This is a genomic window from Blautia sp. BIOML-A1 (assembly GCF_009883055.1).
Classification (GTDB): domain Bacteria; phylum Bacillota; class Clostridia; order Lachnospirales; family Lachnospiraceae; genus Blautia_A.
On the sequence record NZ_WWVR01000033.1, the window covers coordinates 17,613 to 39,847 of the forward strand.

At 42.2% G+C, this 22,235-nt stretch carries 22 protein-coding genes and 1 pseudogene; 6 read left to right on the forward strand and 17 right to left on the reverse strand.

The genetic code is table 11. From position 1 onward, the window contains the following. Position 1 precedes the first annotated feature (1 nt). From GT674_RS13135 to GT674_RS13155, 5 genes are all read right to left on the reverse strand, one after another. Positions 2–535, reverse strand: a complete 534-nt coding sequence (locus GT674_RS13135) for a class I SAM-dependent methyltransferase (protein WP_161286125.1) — start codon at positions 533–535, stop codon at positions 2–4. After that, entirely contained in the window at positions 536–757 is a 222-nt protein-coding gene (locus GT674_RS13140) for a DVU_1557 family redox protein (RefSeq protein WP_161286126.1), read from the reverse strand. After that, a complete protein-coding gene (locus tag GT674_RS13145; RefSeq protein ID WP_161286127.1) occupies positions 757–3,051 on the reverse strand; it encodes a pyridine nucleotide-disulfide oxidoreductase/dicluster-binding protein in 2,295 nt (764 codons plus the stop codon). Before GT674_RS13145 ends, GT674_RS13140 begins: the two co-directional genes overlap by 1 nt. 80 nt (positions 3,052–3,131) lie before the next feature. After that, positions 3,132–5,894 carry a molybdopterin-dependent aldehyde oxidoreductase gene (locus tag GT674_RS13150; protein ID WP_161286128.1) on the reverse strand — a complete coding sequence of 921 codons (2,763 nt, stop codon included), beginning with the start codon at positions 5,892–5,894 and terminating at the stop codon, positions 3,132–3,134. 36 nt (positions 5,895–5,930) lie between these two features. Beyond that, a complete protein-coding gene (locus GT674_RS13155; protein WP_055056403.1) occupies positions 5,931–6,191 on the reverse strand; it encodes a hypothetical protein in 261 nt (86 codons plus the stop codon). A 209-nt stretch (positions 6,192–6,400) separates the two neighbouring features. On the opposite strand from GT674_RS13155, the gene GT674_RS13160 reads away from it, so the two are divergent. The 5 genes from GT674_RS13160 (at position 6,401) to GT674_RS13180 (ending at position 11,012) form a co-directional block, all read left to right on the forward strand. Further along, positions 6,401–7,330, forward strand: coding sequence for an NTP transferase domain-containing protein (locus GT674_RS13160; protein ID WP_161286129.1), 930 nt, complete (start codon positions 6,401–6,403; stop codon positions 7,328–7,330). After that, the gene (locus tag GT674_RS13165) at positions 7,323–8,396 is read left to right on the forward strand and encodes a histidine phosphatase family protein (protein ID WP_161286130.1); all 1,074 of its coding nucleotides are present in this window, start codon (positions 7,323–7,325) and stop codon (positions 8,394–8,396) included. The genes GT674_RS13160 and GT674_RS13165 overlap by 8 nt, the downstream gene beginning before the upstream one ends. Positions 8,397–8,426: 30 nt before the next feature. Continuing rightward, entirely contained in the window at positions 8,427–9,452 is a 1,026-nt protein-coding gene (locus GT674_RS13170) for an XdhC family protein (protein WP_161286131.1), read from the forward strand. Next, complete coding sequence (locus GT674_RS13175) at positions 9,449–10,309, forward strand: TylF/MycF/NovP-related O-methyltransferase (protein WP_161286132.1); 861 nt, start codon at positions 9,449–9,451, stop codon at positions 10,307–10,309. Before GT674_RS13170 ends, GT674_RS13175 begins: the two co-directional genes overlap by 4 nt. A 76-nt stretch (positions 10,310–10,385) precedes the next feature. Continuing rightward, positions 10,386–11,012: a lactate utilization protein gene (locus GT674_RS13180; protein WP_161286133.1), complete on the forward strand. Its 627-nt coding sequence runs from the start codon at positions 10,386–10,388 to the stop codon at positions 11,010–11,012. Between the two features lie 131 nt (positions 11,013–11,143). On the opposite strand, the pseudogene GT674_RS17935 reads toward GT674_RS13180, so the two are convergent. From GT674_RS17935 to GT674_RS13200, 5 genes and pseudogenes are all read right to left on the reverse strand, one after another. Continuing rightward, a pseudogene (locus tag GT674_RS17935) lies at positions 11,144–11,248 on the reverse strand (amidase); the annotation flags it as partial. A 62-nt stretch (positions 11,249–11,310) separates the two neighbouring features. Next, on the reverse strand, positions 11,311–12,486 hold the full coding sequence (locus tag GT674_RS13185) for an NAD(P)-dependent malic enzyme (RefSeq protein ID WP_161286134.1): 1,176 nt from the start codon (positions 12,484–12,486) through the stop codon (positions 11,311–11,313). A gap of 97 nt (positions 12,487–12,583) precedes the next feature. Next, positions 12,584–12,748 (reverse strand): hypothetical protein, encoded by a 165-nt coding sequence (locus tag GT674_RS13190; RefSeq protein ID WP_227240314.1) that lies wholly within the window; start codon positions 12,746–12,748, stop codon positions 12,584–12,586. Between the two features lie 262 nt (positions 12,749–13,010). Beyond that, entirely contained in the window at positions 13,011–14,297 is a 1,287-nt protein-coding gene (locus GT674_RS13195) for a GntP family permease (RefSeq protein ID WP_161286135.1), read from the reverse strand. 12 nt (positions 14,298–14,309) lie between these two features. Beyond that, positions 14,310–15,734, reverse strand: a complete 1,425-nt coding sequence (locus GT674_RS13200) for a serine hydrolase domain-containing protein (protein WP_022380032.1) — start codon at positions 15,732–15,734, stop codon at positions 14,310–14,312. A 264-nt stretch (positions 15,735–15,998) separates the two neighbouring features. On the opposite strand from GT674_RS13200, the gene GT674_RS13205 reads away from it, so the two are divergent. After that, positions 15,999–16,832 carry a MurR/RpiR family transcriptional regulator gene (locus GT674_RS13205; protein WP_227240315.1) on the forward strand — a complete coding sequence of 278 codons (834 nt, stop codon included), beginning with the start codon at positions 15,999–16,001 and terminating at the stop codon, positions 16,830–16,832. Positions 16,833–17,121: 289 nt separating this feature from the next. Here GT674_RS13205 and GT674_RS13210 read toward each other — a convergent pair whose 3' ends face one another. The 7 genes from GT674_RS13210 to GT674_RS13240 all read right to left on the reverse strand — a co-directional run bounded on the left by GT674_RS13210 (position 17,122) and on the right by GT674_RS13240 (position 21,794). Next, positions 17,122–17,352, reverse strand: coding sequence for a FadR/GntR family transcriptional regulator (locus GT674_RS13210; RefSeq protein WP_227240316.1), 231 nt, complete (start codon positions 17,350–17,352; stop codon positions 17,122–17,124). 223 nt (positions 17,353–17,575) lie between these two features. Further along, positions 17,576–18,682, reverse strand: a complete 1,107-nt coding sequence (locus tag GT674_RS13215) for a DUF4179 domain-containing protein (RefSeq protein WP_161286136.1) — start codon at positions 18,680–18,682, stop codon at positions 17,576–17,578. After that, complete coding sequence (locus GT674_RS13220; RefSeq protein ID WP_161286137.1) at positions 18,676–19,215, reverse strand: RNA polymerase sigma factor; 540 nt, start codon at positions 19,213–19,215, stop codon at positions 18,676–18,678. The genes GT674_RS13215 and GT674_RS13220 overlap by 7 nt, the downstream gene beginning before the upstream one ends. Positions 19,216–19,509: 294 nt before the next feature. Further along, positions 19,510–19,905, reverse strand: a complete 396-nt coding sequence (locus GT674_RS13225) for a protein-export chaperone SecB (protein ID WP_243149129.1) — start codon at positions 19,903–19,905, stop codon at positions 19,510–19,512. 10 nt (positions 19,906–19,915) lie between these two features. Further along, on the reverse strand, positions 19,916–20,152 hold the full coding sequence (locus tag GT674_RS13230) for a hypothetical protein (RefSeq protein ID WP_005424066.1): 237 nt from the start codon (positions 20,150–20,152) through the stop codon (positions 19,916–19,918). Next, positions 20,152–20,496, reverse strand: a complete 345-nt coding sequence (locus GT674_RS13235) for a hypothetical protein (protein WP_227240319.1) — start codon at positions 20,494–20,496, stop codon at positions 20,152–20,154. The genes GT674_RS13230 and GT674_RS13235 overlap by 1 nt, the downstream gene beginning before the upstream one ends. 137 nt (positions 20,497–20,633) lie before the next feature. Continuing rightward, on the reverse strand, positions 20,634–21,794 hold the full coding sequence (locus tag GT674_RS13240; RefSeq protein WP_161286139.1) for an RNA-guided endonuclease InsQ/TnpB family protein: 1,161 nt from the start codon (positions 21,792–21,794) through the stop codon (positions 20,634–20,636). Positions 21,795–22,235 lie beyond the last annotated feature (441 nt).

Below are 22,235 nucleotides of genomic sequence, written 5' to 3' on the forward strand. Positions count from 1 at the left end.
ACTACTCCTTTCTGCCAATCACCATAGTATAGCCTATCTTTTTTCCTTTATATTCTTTCTGCAGAAGCTTATAGTCCTCACAGCAGGATGAATCCCTCCAGAGTGCTTCCAGATAATACTCTCTCCAGAGTGCCGTCTGGTCTTCCTTCTGTAGAATGGTAAAACCTGTACGTTCCATAATTTCCACAAGATTCCCCGGATCAAGGTCTGACAACAGAAGATAGCCGCCCTTTTTTAATACCCGCCAGCATTCTGAGATGGCTTTTGCCTGATCTCTGCTGATAAAAAATGCACACTGGCTGATACAAAGATCCACGCTGTCCGATGCATACTTAAGATTCAGAAAATCTCCTCTCTGTACGTCACTGCTCCGGGGAAAAAGATCTACACCGCATGCGTTCAGACCAAATGATCTCAGAAGCCGTACAGTCTCTCCTTCTCCTGCTCCAAGGTCAAGCGCTTTCATTCCTCTTCTCAGTTCTATAGGTTCCAGAAGATGAAGTGTCTGTTCCTCACCTCCCGGATGTCTGTTCATTTATTTATCCTCCAGCGCACGTTCCACTGCCAGAACTTTTCCCAGTGCCAGTTCCTCCGGAACATAGACAAAACCACATTTCGGGCAGACCGGCATCTCAACCGGAAAACCGTTTTCGAGATACATGAATTTTGCTTTTCCCTTCACCAGTGGAACCTTGCATTTGTTGCAGGTCAGCTTTCCCTCCGGATCAATCGTATAATATGTTCTCTCCACTGCCATTACTGTCCCACCCTCTTCATAATATTCATCCGGTGACTGTATGCTCTGTGTACCAGATATCCTTCTTCTGTTTCTACGAAACGTACCCAGAATGTCACGTTTCCAAGTCTGCTTCTTGTCACCAGTTCTTTCGTTTCTTCATCAAACACTGCTTCCTGGCTTTCTCTGTAATCTGCCAGCACATGCTCTACATCGCTTTTCAGGATCATGCGCTCATCCATCATTCGGATCGCATCTTCTGTATAGGCAACGGTATAATCTTTTTTCTCCATCATCAGTTCCTCATTCCAGATATTTTTCAGAAGTTTTTCTTTCAGCACAAGCCTGTTGTATCGTTTCTCGCTGATATCCGGCATATTACAGGCATTATCTCCATACAGAAGTTCCAGGATATGCCTGGATTCCCTGCCTTCTCTTGCAAACCGATCCCTGCAGGCCATGCAGTAGGTTATATATGGGGCATCTGAACGTTCGAGACACTTTTCGGTCATTTTGGCTGCCATCTCTTTATTTGCATATGCTGTCAGTCCACCATAGCCGCAGCACGGGGACAGATCTCTGGAATATTCCGTATCTTCGACAGTACATCCCATGGCGGTGAGAAGTTCCCGAATCGTATCCTGTGTCCGTGCATCTCCTCTTGCACCGCAGGCATCATGTATTGCAACCGGCATCTCGAGACCTCTGGCTTTCCCGGGAAGTCCAATCTCTTTTAAAATTTCCCAGATTCCTCTGACCTCTGCACCCGTATTCTCTTTTAACTGTTTCATACAACTCGGACAGCCTGCGATAATTACCGGATCCCCCAGTTTTGCAAGCTCCTGTTTCAGCTGTTCGTTTACTTTTTCTGTCATCTCATAACGGCCTGCCCATTCACTGATCGCACCACAGCATCCCAGGATCAGCCCTACACCGCCTTCTACTCTCGCACATAGATCTTCATACGCATCCATGACAACATCCGGTGCGATTGCTCCGGCCTGACAGCCGGGGAAAAATACATATCTGCAGGTTTCATATCCAGGCTGTGGTTTACATAAGAAAGCATCCGAATTTGAAAACAGCATATCCATTAGTGCAAATTCATGAGGTGCCAGCGGCATCTTGTCCGTAGATACCATATTTTCTCTTGCAGATTTACACACCTGACTCATATCAAATCCATTCGGACATGTCACTGTACACTGTCCGCAGAGAGAACAGGAATTCATCGGCTTGTTCATCTGGTGATCCCCCATGATGATCTGGGTATTATTATAAATCTCCCGGGCCAGAAGCCCCGGATGCTTTTTGTACTCACTTAAATAGACACAGCTTTTCATGCACTCATCACAGTGACACTGAATACATCTCTTTGCTTCTTCAACAGCCTCTTCTTTCGAATAGCCATCTGCACCACAGGGAATCCTTTCTGAGCCTCTGATGCCTTCTGTGTTTGTATAAAGTTTCGTGGGCACTGCCCCCTCACTGCCTCTGTTGCTGTGCGGAGACAGATTCTGTACGAGAAGATCCACGGTCAGAGCTGCTCTCTTTGCAGCAAAAGCGGCATCCATCACTGACTGCGTCGGTCCGCTTACGATTCCCGCCTGTTCTCTCAGCATGATCTCTGTATCTGCTGTTTCCTCCGGAGCAAGCTTCTGTGCGATCTCTTCTGATGCACAGATGACATCTGCCTGTTCCATTTTTTCTCTGATAAATACAGAATCAAGACTGCAGCCGAATTCAAAGGAAAGATCCATGGATTTCAGGCGTTTCGCCTCGTTCTTACGGTCCGCCTCTGAGAGATGTGCCGCTGCCGCCGCAATATATCCCTCGTAATCTTCTTCCTGACAGTAAATGGTCGCAGGATACATTTTCCTTTCCAGTTCTCCTGCAAGAAACAGGGGGAATAATCCTGAACCAAAGATTGCTGCCTTTTTCTTCTTCCGCATGCGGAACACGCTGCTTCGTCTGCCTGGTTCCCCATACCGGACGATTGCACGCTCTATTTCACGTATGGAAACTCCATCCCCCAGCTCACACAGCTTGCATTCAGCTTCACAGGGTGCAGTGCAACCATCACAGAGGATCATCGGAAAAGGTGTGATCTTCTCATAGATCGCCAGTGCTTTCTTGAAATTTCCTTTTGCAGCATAAAACAGCATCTCTTTTGTGTCTACCTTGAAAGGACAGGCTGCAACACAGTACGCCGGCTGTTCATGGACGCAGAGGCTGATCATATGATCCATCTCTTCCTTTGACATTCGATTTACATGATAAACATGAGTGGAACCTCTCTCCTGTATGTATGTCATAACCTGCTCCTTTCGTCTCAAAAGGGGAGACAGTATACCGTCTCCCCTCATTATAGCACATGATAAAATTACACCGAAATTTATTTTTCAAGTTCCTTCAATGCGGCAAGAACTCTTTCAGGGCGAGCCGGAACGCGGGTAATACGTGCACCTGTTGCGTTATAGATCGCATTCAGGATTGCAGGATGAGGAGCATCCAGTGGAGCCTCACCACAGCCGGCAGCTCCGTAAGGGCCGCTTGGACGATAGGTTTCATTGAAATGAAGTTCAATATCATCCGGGGCATCCTTCGGATACGGGATACCACAGTTCTTCAGAGTAGTATCATGGTTCAGATCCTCGAAATCTTCTGTAAGAGCAAGGCCGACACCCTGTACAAGACCACCGTAGAAGTTACCCTCTACAAGAAGTCTGTTCATGATCGTACCTACGTCAGCCACACAGGTGAACTTCTCAACTGTAACCTTACCTGTCTCTGTATTGACAGCAACTTCCGGAAGGAAGATAGTGTACATATAAGTTGCAAATGGATCTCCCTGAGCGGTATCCTGATCGATCGGATGATCTGCACAGAAGGTAGTTACCCAGTTGCCTTCGTATTTGGTTTCAAGTCCTTCTGCCACCATTTCATCATAAGTACGGAAGGTTCCGTCTTCTTTCTTCATCGCTGCAACAAGGTTCTCTGCTGCCAGACGGCATGCGTTGCCTGACATAACCTGTGAACGGGATCCGCCTGCAGGACCTGCATTCGGACAGGTCTTGGTATCGTTCATAACAAGTTTGATCTGTTCCGGTCTGATTCCGGCCTGGCGAAGTGTTTCATGAGAGGATACAAGAACGCCCATGTCTGCACCCTGACCGTGATCTTCCCATGCAGCATACATTGTAACTGTTCCATCCGGATTCAGTTCTGCAAATGCATTGGATGTATCCACACCATCGAGACCACATCCGTATACACCAAGAGATACACCGATACCATATTTGATCTTGCCATCAGAAGCCTCATTCTTCTCAGCAACACGTTTCTTGGCTGCTTCATACAGCGGACGAGCTGTCTTGAACAGATCTTCCTCGCAGTATACTTCCGGCGGATAACCGGTCGGGATCGTAGTTCCTTCTGATTCCTTGTAACAGTTCATCTCACGCATATCAAACGGATCGATTCCCATCTTGGCTGCCAGCACATCGATCGCGATCTCAGATCCCATGTAAGACTGCGGAGAGCCGTAAGCACGGAAGGCAGAGCCCCATGCATGGTTTGTAAATACTGTTGTTGATTTATTGCGGATAGAATTGATTCCATAACCGGCGCCGGTGAACTGAGAAAGTCTCATTGTAAGCAGATCTCCAAATTCTGAGTATGGACCATGATCTACATAGTTATTACCCCAGAGTGCAAGGAGTTTACCGTTTTCGTCTGCTGCAAGTTTGATATTCATAAATGCAGGAGATCTCTTTCCTGTATAGGTAATGTTCTGGAACTGATTGAATACCAGTGATACCGGACGCTCAAGGATCTTGACAGCTGCACCGATCAGAGCTTCATTTGTCGGAGAGAACTTGTAGCCAAAGGTTCCTCCGGCATGGTTCTGAACAAGTCTCAGGTTCTCCAGCGGAACACCGATACCATCAGCGATCATAGGCATATGGAGATGGATACCGATGGATTTGGAATGAACGGTTATCATGCCGTCTTCATCAATGTAGCCATAACCACAGTCCGGCTCAAGGTGAAGATGAGGCTGGCGTGAACAGTAGGACTCGATCTCAACCTGCTGTGAATCCGGAACGCTGTCCCAGTCAAAGTCCGGTCCCTTGATACAGTTTGTCTCAAAAAATGCGTTTGGAGTACCAGGATGGATCTCTGCTGCATCCGGTGCGATCGCATCCATTGCGTTCATATATGCAGGAAGTTCTTCGATTTCCACCTTAACTGCATCTGCTGCTGCACGTGCATGCTCTTCTGTGTCGGCAGCTACGATCGCGATCGCATCACCAAACTGGAAAATCTTTTCGTCGCAGAGTACAGGACGCTCAAATCCGTCTGTCTTATTGTGTTTAGGAAGCATTACAAGACCATTGATCTTGTTGGTTCCGCCTGCTGCCTTAATGTCCTTCGCTGTAATAACACGAACAACTCCCGGCATACTCTCTGCTTCTGTTGTATCGATACTGAGAATATTTGCGTGAGAAACCTTGGCCTGCGTAAGTGCAAGACGAAGAGTTCCCTCCGGCATCTTTAATGCATCATCTGCACCGAAATCCCAGGTACCTGTTACCTTCTGTGCTGCTGATGGACGGATATAGTTTGTACCGACAATAGAATCACCTGTCTGCTTGAATACGAGGTCTTCTTTGGTCATCTCGCCACGCATAACTGCTGCTGCCGCCATGGTCGCATCGATAAGCGGCTTGTAACCTGTACAACGACAGAGATTACGCTGCTTGTTAAACCAGTCCCTCACTTCTTCACGGGTAGGGCTCGGATTATTATCGAGAAGAACCTTTGCTGAAATAATAAAACCTGGTGAACAGAAACCACACTGTGCACATCCATATGCCATCCATGCAACCTGGATCGGATGCATATCAGAAATTGTTCCCACACCCTCGATTGTTGTGATCTCTGCATTGTCCGGAACACGGCTCATCTTGTAGATACAGGATCTTGTAACCTTCCCGTTCATAATAACATTACAGGCTCCGCAATGGCCTTCACCACAGCCGATCTTACATCCTGTAAGAAGAAGATGATTACGGAGAACCTGTGCCAGCGTCTCGTCCTTATCAAGAATAAGGATTCTCTCAACACCATTGATCTTTAATGTCTTTTTAATCATGCTGCATCCCTCCTAAAGAAAAAATCCATTTCTATGTTACTGATCTTCAGGCTTATGCGTTCCGCACGGATCATGATCCGCTCCTTTGCCTGTCAGATCTTTGAGTCTTTCCATTCCTCGGGCAGAATAGAAAACAATAGAAGAACTGCTCCCGTCCAGATTCTCGCCGCTAAGCTTCAGAACATTCGCATTCTCGTAATAATCGATTGGAAGCGTCCGGCTGTATTCCACTCCCGTACGTTCATCTCTTACCTGTATGGTAACTTCTTTTGCGGTGATTTCAAAAATCTTATCCATAGAAAAGTTCTCCCGTTTACGTCATTTTGTATACATTCATACTACCATATTTTTGCACAATTATGCAAATTACAAATAATTAAAACTTGACTATTTTCTCACCGTTTTAAGTTTTTTCTTTTATTTTATTTGAAATTTTCACTATTTTTTCCGTTTTATATGGTATAATATTATTAATTTTACACAATATATTCAAGGAGGTGACAGTCATGCAGACAGGTGCACTCATCGTTGCCGCGGGGAAATCCTCGCGAATGGGAGACTTTAAACCCATGCTTCAGCTTGGATCTATTTCCATTGCACAGCGCGTGATCAACAATTTCCGGCAGGCCGGAATCTCTAAAATAGTTGTGGTGACAGGATATAGGGCGGATGTTCTGGAACGTCACCTTGCTTCCAATAATGTGATTTTTCTTCGAAATGAAGACTATGCATCCACTCATATGTTTGCTTCTGTTCGGATTGGACTGGAATATCTGAAAGATAAAGTTGACACGGTACTCTTTACGCCTGTAGATGTTCCACTGTTTACGGCCCGGACAGTCACGCAGATGCTCTCGCTGGGTTATCCTCTTGTAACTCCGGTCTGTGACGGTAATCCCGGCCATCCGCTTCTGATCCGTTCCACACTTATTGATTCCATCTTAAGTGATGACGGCAGATTCGGTCTTGAAGGTGCTGTAGGAAACTGCGGAACACCCATGTACTTCCTGAATGTAGATGATCCGGGTATCATTCACGATGCTGATACACCGGAGGATTATGCTGAACTTCTTCGCGCCCATAACCAGAGTCTCATCCGTTCAGAAATACATATTCAGCTGGCACGGGAAAAAGTATTCTTTGATGAGCAGCTTTATTCGCTTCTCACACTGATCCAGGAAACAGGATCTGTCCGTGATGCCTGTGAACACATGCACATTTCCTACTCCACCAGCTGGAACCTGATCCGTACCTTGGAATCACAGCTCCATAAACCACTGGTCAGCAGAAGCCAGGGCGGTGTAAATGGAAGTCACAGCGAGCTGACTCCGTACGGTGAAGAATTTCTGAAACGATATGCTCGTTTTTCGGAAGAAACTCGTAACTGTTCAGAAAAAATATTTGAAAACTGTTTCAGAGGATTTTTTAATGCGTGATCTTTATCTGATACGACACGGAAAGCCACAATACCCGGATGAACAGTCCTACTGTATCGGGCAGACTGATCTTGCTTTATCCATGCTTGGACATTTGCAGGCTGTCCTTCTTCACGAAGAACTGACCAGCAGGATATCCCGGATATACCACAGCCCTTTGGCAAGAGCTGCCGAAACAGCCGGGCATATAGCAGCCGGGCTCCCACATCTGCCTGTCTCTGATTTAGCAGAAAGAAATCTCGGAGAATGGGATGGACTTTCTTTTGATACTATACGCAGGAAATGGCCGGATATTTATGAAGCCCGGGGAAATGATCCTGACCATCCGATTCCAGGAGCAGAAACTCCTTTTGCATCCGGTACGCGCTTTTCACAGGCAGTTCAGGAAATCCTGCGTTCATCTGAGGGCAACATTGCGATCATCGCTCATACGGATGTGATTTCTTCTTATCTATATATGCTTCATCCAGGAACAAATACCAGACAGCACTTCCGTCTTCCATGTGGTTCGTATTATCATCTGAGAGTAGATGAGAAAGGAAATGCTGCCTTATCTGAGTCGGGTTACATATTGCCTCATCCTGTATTGAGTGATAGACTATGTTATATACTTCGTGATGCAGTCTCTCTCCCGCCTCATGTGCAGGTTCACAGTGATGCAGTTACTGAACTGGCCTGCCATTTATGTGATGACTTAGAAGCTCATGGACATCATTTTGATCAGAAGCTCATCCGCTCCGGTGCACTTCTTCATGATATTGCCAGACTTCAGAAACATCATACCAGGACAGGCGGTGATCTTTTTTTACAATTAGGCTATCCAGAGATTGCTCAGATCATCTCACAGCATCATGAATTAAAGGAGACGAAGCTTGACGAAGCAGCCATTGTATTTCTGGCAGACAAGCTGGTCGAAGAAACACAGCGTGTATCAATAGAAAAACGATTCGCAGATAATCTGCATAAATGCAAGACTCCTGAAGCACTCAGGTCTCATGAACGCCGGTTAAAACAGGCATTTAAGCTGCAGGATATGATAGAATCCATCTGTCATATAACACTTTGACAACTCACATTACAGGAGGTGCTTTCTTATATGAGAACATTATTTCAGACAATAAGGCAACAATTTCTGGAAGGAAACGACCTTGTACTTGTTTCCATCATAGCTTCATCAGGATCCACACCCAGAGGTGCCGGTTCCCATATGCTGATCGGACAAAATGGTAGAGTTGCCGGAACCATCGGCGGCGGTTCGGTGGAATACCGTGCCGGACTTATGGCACTGGATATTCTCGAAAAAAAGGAATCCTGTGAACATGAGTTCAAACTGAATCATGAGGATGTTGAGAATATCGGCATGATCTGCGGTGGAGATGTTACGGTCTTTTTCCAGTATCTGGATCATAAGGATCCGATCATTATGGAGATTGCAGTAACTGCCGAAAAATTATATGAAGAACGAAAGGACTTCTGGCTGATCTGTGACCTCCGTACTGTTTCCGGTATCAGTCTTTACAATTCTGCATACGGACTGATCGGAAATGCTGCTGTTCCTTCCTCTATATTATCTTCTCTGTCAATACGGCCGTGTCGTCATCGCAGTGAAGAATATGATCTGTTTACTGAACAGATAGGGACCTCCGGAACTGTCTATGTATTTGGCGGCGGGCATGTTTCACAGAAGCTTGTACCGATACTTGCAAGTGTTGAGTTCCGCTGTGTCGTTCTGGACGACCGCCCGGAATTTACGGATCCCGCTCTTTTCCCGGATGCAGCAGAAACGATCCTCTGTGATTTTAACCATCTAGATCAGAGCATTTCTATCACAGACGCGGATTATTGCTGCGTCATGACACGCGGTCATGCCTATGATACGATCGTGCAGGCACAGCTTCTTGCCACACCAGCATGCTATATAGGCGTTATTGGAAGCCGTGCCAAAAAAGCCTTTGTATTTCGTCGCCTCGTTGAAGAATACGGTATTGATGAACGGGATTTAGAGCGTATCATCTCTCCTGTAGGACTTGAGATCAAGGCAGAAACACCGGCCGAGATCGCCATATCCATCACAGGACAGATGATCAAGGTCCGTGCTGACAGAAAGGCCTCTGCAAAATGATGACAAAACCTGTATTCCGAACTGTAATATTTGGTGCCGGACAGATCGGACAGATGACTGCAAGACTTCTTGGCAACTCCTGTAAACTTTTGTGCTTTGCTGATAATGATTCCCGGAAACATGGACAATATATTGGAGGTATTCCTGTCCGTTCTCCGGATGAAGCTTCTGCACTTCTTCCGGATCTGATCATCCTGGGTGTACTGGATGAGGAACGGCAGAACTCTATGAAAAAACAAATGGAAAACGCAGGCTATCACGGACCATTTCGTGACCCCTCTGCCCTCCGTATGTTTGATGCACGGAATGCTGTCATGCGTCTCTTAGCAGAGCAGATCTATCAGCTGAATATTCCGGGCGATGTTGCTGAACTGGGTGTTTTTCAGGGCGAGTTTTCTGCCCTGATCAGTGCAGCCTTCCCGGATCGCAGGATTCATCTTTTTGATACGTTTGAGGGATTTTCTGAAAAGGATGTGGCAATTGAGACCTCCTGTGATCTGTCCCGTGCCAGAACTGGAGATTTCTCCTCCACAGATGTTGACTCTGTTCTTCATATTATGCCAGATCCTGCACGTGCTGTGATCCATAAAGGGTGGTTTCCGGATACTTTTGCCGATGTCACAGATGTGACTTTCTGTTTCGTATCTCTGGATGCGGACCTCTACGCTCCGACTGCCGCTGCGCTTCCACTGTTTTATGAACGTCTGTCCACAGGTGGAGTTCTCCTGATCCACGATGTGTACAGCACACAGTTCTCCGGCTGCAAAAAAGCCGTTGATGAATTCTGTCAGAAAAACCATCTCTTCGCGGATCCTGTATGTGATCTGCATGGAAGTGCAATACTTCGGAAGATATAACGCTTTCTTGACAGTACAAAATACATCTGCTACAGTAAAAATACCAGTAGAAATTTCAGAATCGGAGGTACAAATCATGGATACAAACATAATGAAAAGAAATGAATATCTGGCAAAGACAGTGATCAAGGGACTGGAATCCCGTAACATGTCCGGTTATTATGCAGCAAACAAAGAAGATGCGCTGAAGCAGGCTTTGGAACTGATTCCGGAAGAGAGCACCATCGCTATGGGCGGATGCGTCAGTGCCAGGGAGATCGGTCTTGTTGAGGCTCTGGAGAAGGGTAATTATAACTATCTGGACCGTTCAAAAATGAGCCCTCGCGAAAGCCTTATGGCAGCATACGATGCAGATATTTTTCTCTCAAGTGCAAATGCCGTTACCAACGATGGTATTCTGATAAATATTGACGGAAATTCCAACCGCGTTTCCTGCATCGCCCAGGGACCAAGAAAAGTCGTATTTATTGTAGGCATCAACAAAGTCTGTTCCGATCTGGACAGTGCCATGAAACGTGCCAGAAACGTAGCTGCACCTGTAAATGCCCAGAGATTTGACTTAAATATCCCATGCAGAGAAACAGGCAAATGCTTTGACTGCAAATCCATGGATACCATCTGCTGTCAGTTCCTGATCACCAGATTCTCCAGACACACTGACAGAATCCACGTGATCCTCGTTAACGATACACTTGGATATTGATTTAAAAACTACAAGAAGCCGGAAAATCAGTTTTTCATTACTGATTTTCCGGCTTCTTTATAGACTTTGACATATTATACAGTATGCCTTCTGCTTTTCCTTATTCCATATCTTTTGGCAATTTATTTATTTCATCTGACAATATCTATCTGGCACACTTTCATGGCCTTCAGTGCAGTCTCATGACTTTCCGGTGTCACCCCTGCACAACATGCAGCATCTACTATAATCGGAACCCTATTATAAGTTATGCCGGGGAAAATTGTCTATCTTGATTATTAAATTGTATGTATATTTTTCAAATACGGGCTACGCCGGTTCTCTTTGCTGCCTCAGCAACAGCCTTTGCAACAGCCGGTCCTACTCGCTTATCGAATGCCTTCGGAATGATATACTCCGAAGAAAGTTCCTCATCTGTGATCAGGCCTGCAAGTGCTTCAGCCGCAGCCAGTTTCATTTCGTCATTGATTTCTTTTGCTCTCACATCAAATGCACCGCGGAAGATTCCCGGGAAAGCAAGTACGTTGTTGATCTGGTTCGGGAAGTCACTTCTTCCTGTAGAAACAACTTTTGCTCCGCCTGCCTTTGCGTCATCCGGGAAGATTTCCGGAGTCGGGTTTGCACATGCAAAAACAACTGCATCCTTGTTCATGGTCTTAACCATCTCTGTTGTAACAGCACCCGGTGCGGAAACACCGATAAATACATCTGCGCCAACCAGCATATCTGCAAGAGAACCGGATTTTTTAGCCAGATTGGTAACTTTAGCCATTTCATCCTTGACCGGATTCATACCTTCCGGACGTCCCTCATAGATTGCACCCTTTCTGTCGCAGAGGGTGATATCTTTGAATCCTGCTGTCAGAAGGAGACGTGCAATAGAGATTGCAGCAGCTCCTGCTCCGTTCATAACGATACGAACATTTTCTTTTTTCTTTCCTACAACCTTCAGTGCGTTGGTCAGACCAGCAAGAGTGATGATTGCTGTACCATGCTGATCGTCATGGAAGATCGGAATATCACATTTTTCTTTCAGTTTTTTCTCAATCTCAAAACATCTCGGAGCAGAAATATCTTCCAGATTTACTCCGCCAAAAGAACCTGAGATCAGATAAATTGTATTAACGATCTCATCCACATCATTGCTCTTGATACAAAGAGGGAATGCATCTACATCGCCAAACGCTTTGAAAAGTACACATTTTCCTTCCATTACCGGCATTCCGGCCTCTGGTCCGATGTTTCCAAGTCCAAGAACTGCTGAGCCGTCAGTTACTACCAGACACATGTTCCATCTTCTGGTAAGATCATAAGATTTATCCACATCCTTCTGGATTTCGAGACAAGGCTGTGCAACACCTGGTGTATAGGCAAGTGACAGATCATCCTTATTCTCAACAGGTACTCTGGTAACAACCTCGATCTTACCTTTCCATTCTCCATGCAGTCTTAAAGATTCTTTTGCATAATCCATTTTTATTGTCCTCCCTGGTATCTTAAATTTTGTGAAACCGTATCATCCGGCTCTTCTATTGTTGTTGTTCACTCCGTCCCAGCAATCTTCTAATCTATTAATAATTACCGGTAAAAAATTTGCTGTCTTTTGGAAGCTCATATCCGTCAAAATATTTATCAAAGTCAAGTTTGAGATATCCACACAGATTAGCTTCCAGGTATTCTGAAAAGTGTCTGCGGATTGCCTGAGGATCACCGAATGCAGCTGGATCGATTGCCATAAATCCATGACAGATTCCGGATCGATATCTCCAAGCCCCAACACTACACTTCCATCAGTTACAACCAGACAGAGATTGTGACATCGGATTAGTTCATAACTCTGCTTCACATCTTTTTGTATCTTCAGATAAGGTTGTGATATGCAAGAGACAAATCATCCTCATTTGCGCAGGAACAGTCGCTACTACCTCTATCTTACCTTTCCACTCTCTGTGGAATTTTAATGACTCTTTTACATACTCTATAGTAATCTGTTACTTCTTAATAAAATGCAATTCCAAGAAATACTGCAAATGCCAGTCCAATTAATGTAATACATACAGATGTGATAAATATCGGTTTGTAGCTTTCTTTATGTGTCATACCACAAGCAGCCAAGCAGGTAATCACCATACTGTTATGCGGCAGTGTATCCAGACCATTGCATGCAATTGCAGCTATACGGTGTAAAACTGCAGGATTTACTCCCAAGTCCATATATTTTTGTGCAAATACTTCCATAGCGATTCCGATACCACCAGAACCGGAACCAGTTGCTCCAGCGATTAATGTGGTAGCACTTGCAAAAGAAATCAGTGGGTTTCCACCAAGGTTTGACAACATATCTATCAGATTCTGGAATCCCACAGTTGATTTAACAACATAACCAAATCCAACAACTGCTGCAGTATTCATAATTACCATGCTGGCACGTTTTACACCGTCATCGATCAAATTCAGTTTTTTCGGAGTAGTATTCCAGTATAAAATCACACAACAGAAAGAAGCTAAAATAATTGCAATATTTACATTTACCTTAAATACATTTAACAGAACAAATAACAGAATCATCGGAACCACAGATCTCCATGGTTTTACAGTCTCCAATTCTTCAAATGCTTTCATTTTTTCTGCAATATCAGGTGTAATTACAAATCCGTCATTATTTTTCTTTGCTTTTCTGAATTCATACTCCAGATAAATAACACACAGAATACTGCAGAAGATACCAGTTGCAATACCAAGGCCGGAAGCTGCCATAGTATCTGTACCAAGATACTGTGTTGGAAGCACATTCAATATAGAAGGAGAACCCGGGAACATAGAACTGTTATACGCCAGAGAAGTATAAATAACACCCGGAATCAACCATCTTGGCAGATTTTCCTGTTTAAATACGCACAGGAAGATCGGATAAGCGATAAACATCAATGCCCATCCATTCACACCTATATATCCTAAGATCAGCACTGCAAGCATACAACCATAAATTGCTCCACGTCCACCCACTTTAGAATAGATCATTTTTGCAAATGCTGCTGCAGCTCCGGATCCTTCCATCAAAGATGCAAATACGGTTCCGGTTGCAAAAAGCAAAAAGTTATTCTTCAGGAAATCAGAAAATCCTGTAAAATATGTATCTGTAATTGTATCCAACACAGACAAACCACTGAATATTGCCAAAATTGCAACACATATTAATGTTCCCACAACTGGGTTAAATTTACGATAGCAAATAATAATCAACACAACAAGTGCAACAATAATTCCCAATAAACTCATATCCATAGTTTTATCCCCCTACTGTATGTTTCCTGAAAGTTCAATCGGTACAGCTCCGCCAAGTTTTACGCTTGTGATAATCATTCCGTTTACACTGTCATCCTGGAAATGCAGCGTATAGATATCGTAACCTGACATATTTAACCAGTACTGCTTTATCACCAATGTCTTATCATCTTTGAATGCATAAGAAAAGCTATTAAGAAAATGATGCGGATCATCAAATACAGCTTCCTGTGTAATCCAGTTTTCAAATCCAGCCTCTACACTTACCAGCCTGTCCTTCAGGTGAAAATTAATCAGCAGTTCATTTTCTGTTTTTCTATTAATCTCTATGCTTTGAATTTTCCGGTCATTTTCTTCAAAGGAGAGTGTTTTATCAAACCATTTTCCTTCCAAGCAGGAATTTTTTGCTCCTTCCGGATATGGAAGACACAGGTCATCCAGATATTTTTTCAGTTTTTTCTCTCCATCTACATCTGTTTCCAATGTTCCTCTCTCTGTCGGTATAAACAACTTTTCATTTACGATTTTGCTAATCAGACGGTTCGGATTTCCATTTTTATCACTTGCTCCTGCTGTGATTGCAACTGCCAGTTTTTTCTCTGGATTAACCACGATCACATTTCCGAAAGCTCCATAAACGCCGAAGGAATGATCAGCAGTGATCCAATACTGATATCCGTATCCACAGACTGGATATTTTTCTTCGGGAGTATCAATCTGTTTTCTGGTTGCTTCTTTAAGATATTCTTCCGGAATAAGTGTTTTTCCGTTCCATTTTCCCATATTGGCAAGTAATATTGCAATTTTCGCGATGTCAGGTGTTTTCAAATACAACCCCCATCCTCCGACTGTATTGCCTTCTGGGCTTTCCAGCCATTCGATATCGGTAATACCCATTGGTTTCAAAACACGTTCCTTCATCAGTGCAAGCACATTTTTATGCATGGTTTTTGTAACCAGTGAAGACAACATATAGCTTGCTCCTGTATCATACTGAAAGACAGTTCCCGGATCATGGGGTAATTTATATGTAAAATAATGTGTGATCCAGGAATCTGTCACTCCACGAAAACAGGTGCTTAATCTGCAGGAATTTGCTGCCATTGTTAACAGATTACGAACTGTCAGCTGATCGATTCGTTTATCATATTCTTCCGGCAAATACTCTTTAAAATAATCTATCACCAGATCATCCAGATGTAATTTTCCCTCGTCGATTGCAATCCCTACTGCAATACTGTTCATACTTTTCGAAAATGAATGAAGCATCTGCATAGGTTCTTCCGTATATGGTTGAATGCATTTTGAAAAAATCACATCGTTATCGCATACTACAGATATAGAATGAATATCTTCGACAAATGTCTCCAGTTCCTGTACCATACACAACAGATTATCTGAAGATATTCCATAGGCTTCTGGTTTATTTTTTATCATTTTGTGCTCCTTCTTTTAATATATTGTATTAAATTCTTTTCAAACATCCACGTGAAGTATTTACTACTATACTATCACAAGTTGTTTCTAGAAACAATTGATAGAATCGTCAAAAATTAATGTTCTGTTTTGGTAGAATTAAACAATTTATTTGCTTTTACTTATGAATCATTTGATTCTTTTTCGAATTATAACATTCTCCATTGAATAAAAAAAATTTTTTTGCTATACTTGTCATATGATATTTTATTTATGGAGGTTACAATGAGTCTGGATCAACTAATCTATGAAAAAATCCCTTCACTATCAGCAGGACAACGAAAAGTTGCAGAATATATTTTAAATAATAAAGATGAATTCAGCTATGCAACACTAGCTAAACTCAGTAAGGATATTTCTGTCAGTGAAACAACTGTTATTCGTTTTGCTTATTCTCTTGGCTTTGACAGTTTTTCTGCCATGCAGCAAAAACTTCGTGAAGAAATTCTTTCTGTACCGCAGCGCAATGTAGAGGGACAAATTCAAAATCAGACATTTTATCAGAAAGTTTTTTCCAGAGAAATGCAGGCACTGCAAGACTGGATCTCACATATAGATGAAGAGCTTCTGGACAAGACCGTAGAAGCTCTTCTGAATGCAGATCATATTCTGGTAACCGGAGCACGCTCTTCTTATCATGCTGCCAACTGGTTTGGGAATCGTCTGAACCTTTTACTTGGTAATACTCACATTATCCAAGAATTTTACGATCCTCGTTTTGATTTATTAAATCATATCACAGATAAAACTGTTGTCATCAGCATAGCATTTGCCAGATATACCAAATGGACGTATCGTTATGCGGATTCTGCAAAAAAAATGGGTGCAACCCTTGTCTCCATTACAGACAGTGTTTCCTCTCCTTTTTTTAATATTTCCGATTATACAATTCTTGCTGCTCCGGTAAAAGACAGTATGGGATTTAGTTCACCTATTTGTATGTATTGCTTATTTGATGCGATTATATCTAAAATCCATGATGAGCGAAAAGATATGATAGTAGAACGTTTAAAACAATATGAAGATACCTATCGGGATTTTGATATGTATTATGAGTAAACACCACTTTACAACTTTTTCATAAAAAAATATCGTACAGGACTTTCTGATGTATAATGAATTTGACCCAAAACATTACAAAGGAAAGTGACCCTGTACGACAAAAACATTATACAACGAAAAAACACTGATTGGTAGACTTCATCAATATTTTTTGATTTATTTTGAAACTTTTTCTGTTCCGACAGCAGATACCTTATTTCTGCTGATATTATCCATACTGACCTTAGAATCTGCACATTCCATCCGGTTTCTGTATCAGCATTTTTTATCCGGAATAACGGAGAAATCACTGAATGTATTTTATTATGCATGTTCCTATGCAAAGGTTGATTATTCCCAACAATTCCAGTGCTCTCAAAGCTTCTCTGACTGCCGGTCTGGACACTCCCATGGTCTCCGCCATTGTCCGCTCCGCCGGAAGGGTAGCTCCCGCTTTGAGACTGCCATTCTGAATGTTCTCTATAATCTGATTTAAAATCCCGTTGAAAGCCCGTTCATCTCTAATTTCTTTAAACATACTCTATGCCTCCGAATCCCATTTCCGTCCGTATATTCTTACAGGCGGTATCATTTTTTCACTGTCTTTCCCATACAGTTTATTTTGGATACAACTGTACAGTATGACAGTTATTTCTTCTAATAATATAGCATTCATGACAATTTACAGCAAGTGGAATGGATTTTGATCAAATTGCTGTGAACGGAGCGAACAGTAACTTTTCTCCACCCTATCTGCATTCCTACTCCCGCACTTCAAGCCACTGGTCAATGTTCCCAAAATGTACCGCCTGCAAGTTATCTATATCTACCAGTTGTGGAAAGCTGTTTCTGATGATCAGGACACCATTTTCCTTATCCTGTTTTTCTCCACCGCCGGCGATTCCTCCCATAGTCGGGTCAAGTGTTAAAACCGTTCCATCTTTATAACGCACCTGGTCAATATTAGTTCTGTCATAAAGATCCATGCCATAGTCCGTACCTGCGTACTCAAATTTGTTTTTCTCATCTTCATACACCTTCATAGCCTCATCATAATCAAGATATAATGACCATAAAAGGGGCGTTACTTCCATTTTTTTCACTGTGATTTCATAACCTCCAAAATCACATTTCCGGTTCACTTCCAGAGTTATCGGAGGCTTTACTGCACCCAAGGTCCATTTAAAATCCCATGTTCCATCTGTAATAACAGTCTTATCATAATCTCCTTCCTCCGTAAGATTCTTTAATGTAATTTCTACGGTTTTATTACTCAGATCATAATCACTATCATAAGAAATCCCTGCTGTAAAATATTTAGAATGTGCCGAATCCTGATCATAGTTCAGCAGATTGTCCTGACTTACACCTGTACTCAGGCTTCCAAATCTGTTGTCATCATCTGCATAGACTTCTTTTCCATCGATCTTAAAATGTGTCATCTCCTCAAAAGAAGTATTATCAGTCATAGAAATATTGTCATCTGTTTTCACTTCAAAAAAAGCATACAGGAATCCCTGATCCTGAACAGAATCTGTCAGGGTAACAGTCACTCCATTCTGCGTTACAGACTGGTCTATATTCTGAATATAAGTTGATTCCTGCAGTGTCTCCTGCTGCTTTTCAGATGGTTCCAGTCTTTTTAACAAATGGTCATTCCATTTAAAGAACTCTTTTGCAGCCACCGTTACTCCCATGCCTGTACAGATCACTGCTGCAACAATCAATAATCGGCCACTGATTCTTTTTCTTTTGTATTTTTTATCTACCGTATCCGCCTGCTCAATCTGTCTCAGTGTCTCTTCAAATTTATTATGAAAATCCTGTGGTACTTCTGGTGCGATGTTATCCCATTTATTCTCTAACATGACATTTTCCCCTTTCCTGTTATTCTCTTTGATCGTTTGCTGTTTTTCTCAGTTGCCGGTCTTTTCTCTTCTTCAGATAACTGCACCTTCAAAAACTCTCTTGCACGTGAAAGTCTGCTTTTGATCGTTCCATCTGGAATATCCAGGGCCTCACTGATCTCTTTCTGTGAAAATCCTTCTAAATAATACAATGTTACCAAAATCCTCAACTCCTCCGGAAGCTCCATAATCGCCATATATAAATGACTGTAGCTGTCCTCCTCAGTCAGCCTCATATTGTCCATATATTCTTCATATGGAATAACATTTTTTCTTTTCCGAAGAATCCCCCTGCATTCATTGATCAAAATCCTTGTGATCCATGTTCGGAAATATTTTTCTTTCTTTAAGGTGGGAAGTTTTTCATATGCCTTAAGAATTGTTTCCTGCACAGCATCCCCACAATCAGAGTCATTCTTCAGAATGGACTTTGATATATGATACAGCATGGCTTCTGCATCCCGAACCTCCCTGATAAATGCATCTTTTGTCATAATTTGTCTTCTCCTTTTGTCCAGCTGGATTACTACACATGTTTGCTTTTTTCTTTTACACTGATTAGATGCATCAGGAGGGAAATAGGTTCTCACAAAAAATTTCTGATGCTAAGAACAAAAAATAAGACACAGCTTAACGCTGTGTCTTATTTTTTATTAGCGTGCGTTAGAGGATTCGAACTTTTACCACCACACTCAAACCCGCATAGGCAATAGCCGTACGGTAACAAACCCGTTTCTTTCTTTTTTAAGAGTACTATAATCCATATACTGATGTCGACAGCATTTATGTTAATTTTTCTTTTGATCATTCAGCATCGCAACAATATTCATTGCCGGTAATAAAATAGGTGCCATTCCCGGCTGAGTTGTTATGGTAGAAATGTAGCTTCTAATATATGGGAACAGAATAGCAATAGCATTTCTTTCAAGAATACTCATGTTTTCCTGCTGAGTATTGAATATTGCTCTTCCTTTTACCCAAACACATACTTTTTCATCTTGATCTGCAACTTTAGTTGTAAGAATAAGTTCAAACTTATCATCACCGATTTTATTCAGACTATGCTCAACCTGAACTCCTAACTCCAGATCATCTAACGATCCATCTTTTTTTCTAAAACTACTTTCTATAATTTCAATTTTGTCTAAAATAAGAGCACTTTCATATTTAGATCTGACTTCCATATTTTTTCTCCTAGCATGCAGTTGCGTAATCATCCATAAAATCAAACTCTGGCTTTACATTACTTGTATTAATGTTGTTATTCGAATAATCAAAATACTTCTGAGGCGGCGTCAAAATCTGTTTTACATCTTCCTCTGTAATTGCATGCACTCCCTCTGCATCTCTTATCATAGGAGTTTTAGCAGTTTTACTCAATTCAACATTATACTTCTCGCACAATGAAAAGAACAATTCTTTATCTAACATTAAATCACCTCTTCTTCATTATATATTAGTTTTGTTGATTTAATACATTCTTTTTTTGAAACACAGATTTGACGTTCATTAAATCCAAGGCCTGTAATATTCATTATTTTCTTCTGTAATTCTTTATCCTTCTTGTTTCTTCGCGTTGTATAACCTGCATAATCTTTCTGAAATGTTCTGGTAATAACAGCGATATTCTTTTTTTGCTTATAATAATCAAAGAAAAGAGCACGAAAATTTTTATCATCAAATACAGGCATATTTCCAGAACAATTTTTTTCTATTTCATCTATGCATTGGATAACCTCAGTGAAAAATGCATCTAGTTGTTTATTATCATCCAAATCCAATACTTCTTCATCCGGTGCTTCTATAGTCGCCGTGAACTACTCGGCAACAAGTTACCAGAGCATCTGAAATCTGGCGGGATACCGCCTTTTTTCAGGGTGCGTCCATGACACCAATACTGCTTGCCTTTCGGCTATACAGCTACTTTTATTATTTCTGGCTTTTTTAGTCCGGTTACGGACAGTGTTTTCTGTTTTCCGGATACGGAAAGATATTTCCGCAGGATATTAAACGCGCCTACTGCATCTGCGTTAAATCTTACTCCGTCAGTTATATACATACCCCGCTCTTTTCGGTTTGATGCTTCTGCATATCTTTTTGATATTTCTGGTGATAACGGGCTGCATTGGCTGGTATAGCTTTCTTCCTGTTTTATCAATTGAATCCCATACAGTTTCAGCTTATATTCCAGCATGATATACAGCCTGTTATATGGCAGTCCGTGAAACTTCTGGTTGGTCTTGTGTCCTATATCTTTTTCTTTACGGATATTTCGGATGTCCCCCACAACCACACAGCGGATGTCTTCTTTTCTGCAGTATTCTGCAATCCATCTGGTCACTTTGTGAAGGTAATCCTTCACTGCATTCTGCTTTTTCCTGTAAAGTCTCCGGATATGTTTCGATGATTTGGGATATTTTATTCCTCTTTCCGATTGCTGCACATACCATACAGACTGCACCCTGGCAATTTCTTTATGAAAATATCTTTCCAGAGAAAGATATTTCCTTCCCAGGATAAAAGTCCTGCCATTTACAGAATCATAACAGGTCATCAGATTATGAAGTCCCAGATCAATAGATAAATAGTGTCCATTCTGGGAAAGCTGTTCTGGTTCTTCAATCTCATAGATAACAATAAGGTCACATTTTCCGTTTTCCGGCGGATAGATCCGCAACTGTTTTATATGATCCATGTTCCTGAAAATCTTATTTTCAAGATATAGAAATTTTTCATAGATCCCATATGTTTCTTCCATATAGCTTTTCAGATCCTTTGGCAGAGACAGCCGCAGCTGGTCTGATCCTTTCTCATGCCGGATTCCCATCTGCATATATGTGATTGGTATATTGTCCTGTTTAAAACGGGGCGGATTTGGATCTTTGATCCCTCCGGTCTTTTTCAGGACATAAAAAGATCTCCACGCCTTATCCAGCTGCTTACAGGTCTCCTGTGCGGTCTGTGACGGAAGCTGTTTATACCACAGATTTCCTTTATGTGCTTTTTTCTGATAATACCAGTCAGGATACTTTTCCAGTCCCAGTTCTTTATAATGACGCCGTTCGTAGTNCATTTTCCGTTTTCCGGTGGATAGATCCGCAGCTGTTTTATATGATCCATGTTCCTGAAAATCTTATTTTCAAGATATAGAAATTTTTCATGGATCCCATATGTTTCTTCCATGTAGCTTTTCAGATCCTTTGACAGAGACAGACGCAGCTGGTCTGAACCTTTCTCATGCCGGATCCCCATCTGCATATATGTGATTGGTATATTCTCCTGTTTAAAACGGGGCGGATTTGGATCTTTGATCCCTCCAGTCTTTTTCAGGACATAAAAAGATCTCCACGCCTTATCCAGCTGCTTACAGGTCTCCTGTGCTGTCTGTGACGGAAGCTGTTTATACCACAGATTTCCTTTATGTGCTTTTTTCTGATAATACCAGTCAGGATACTTTTCCAGTCCCAGTTCTTTATAATGACGCCGTTCGTAGTTGCAGATATTCCAGAGTTTG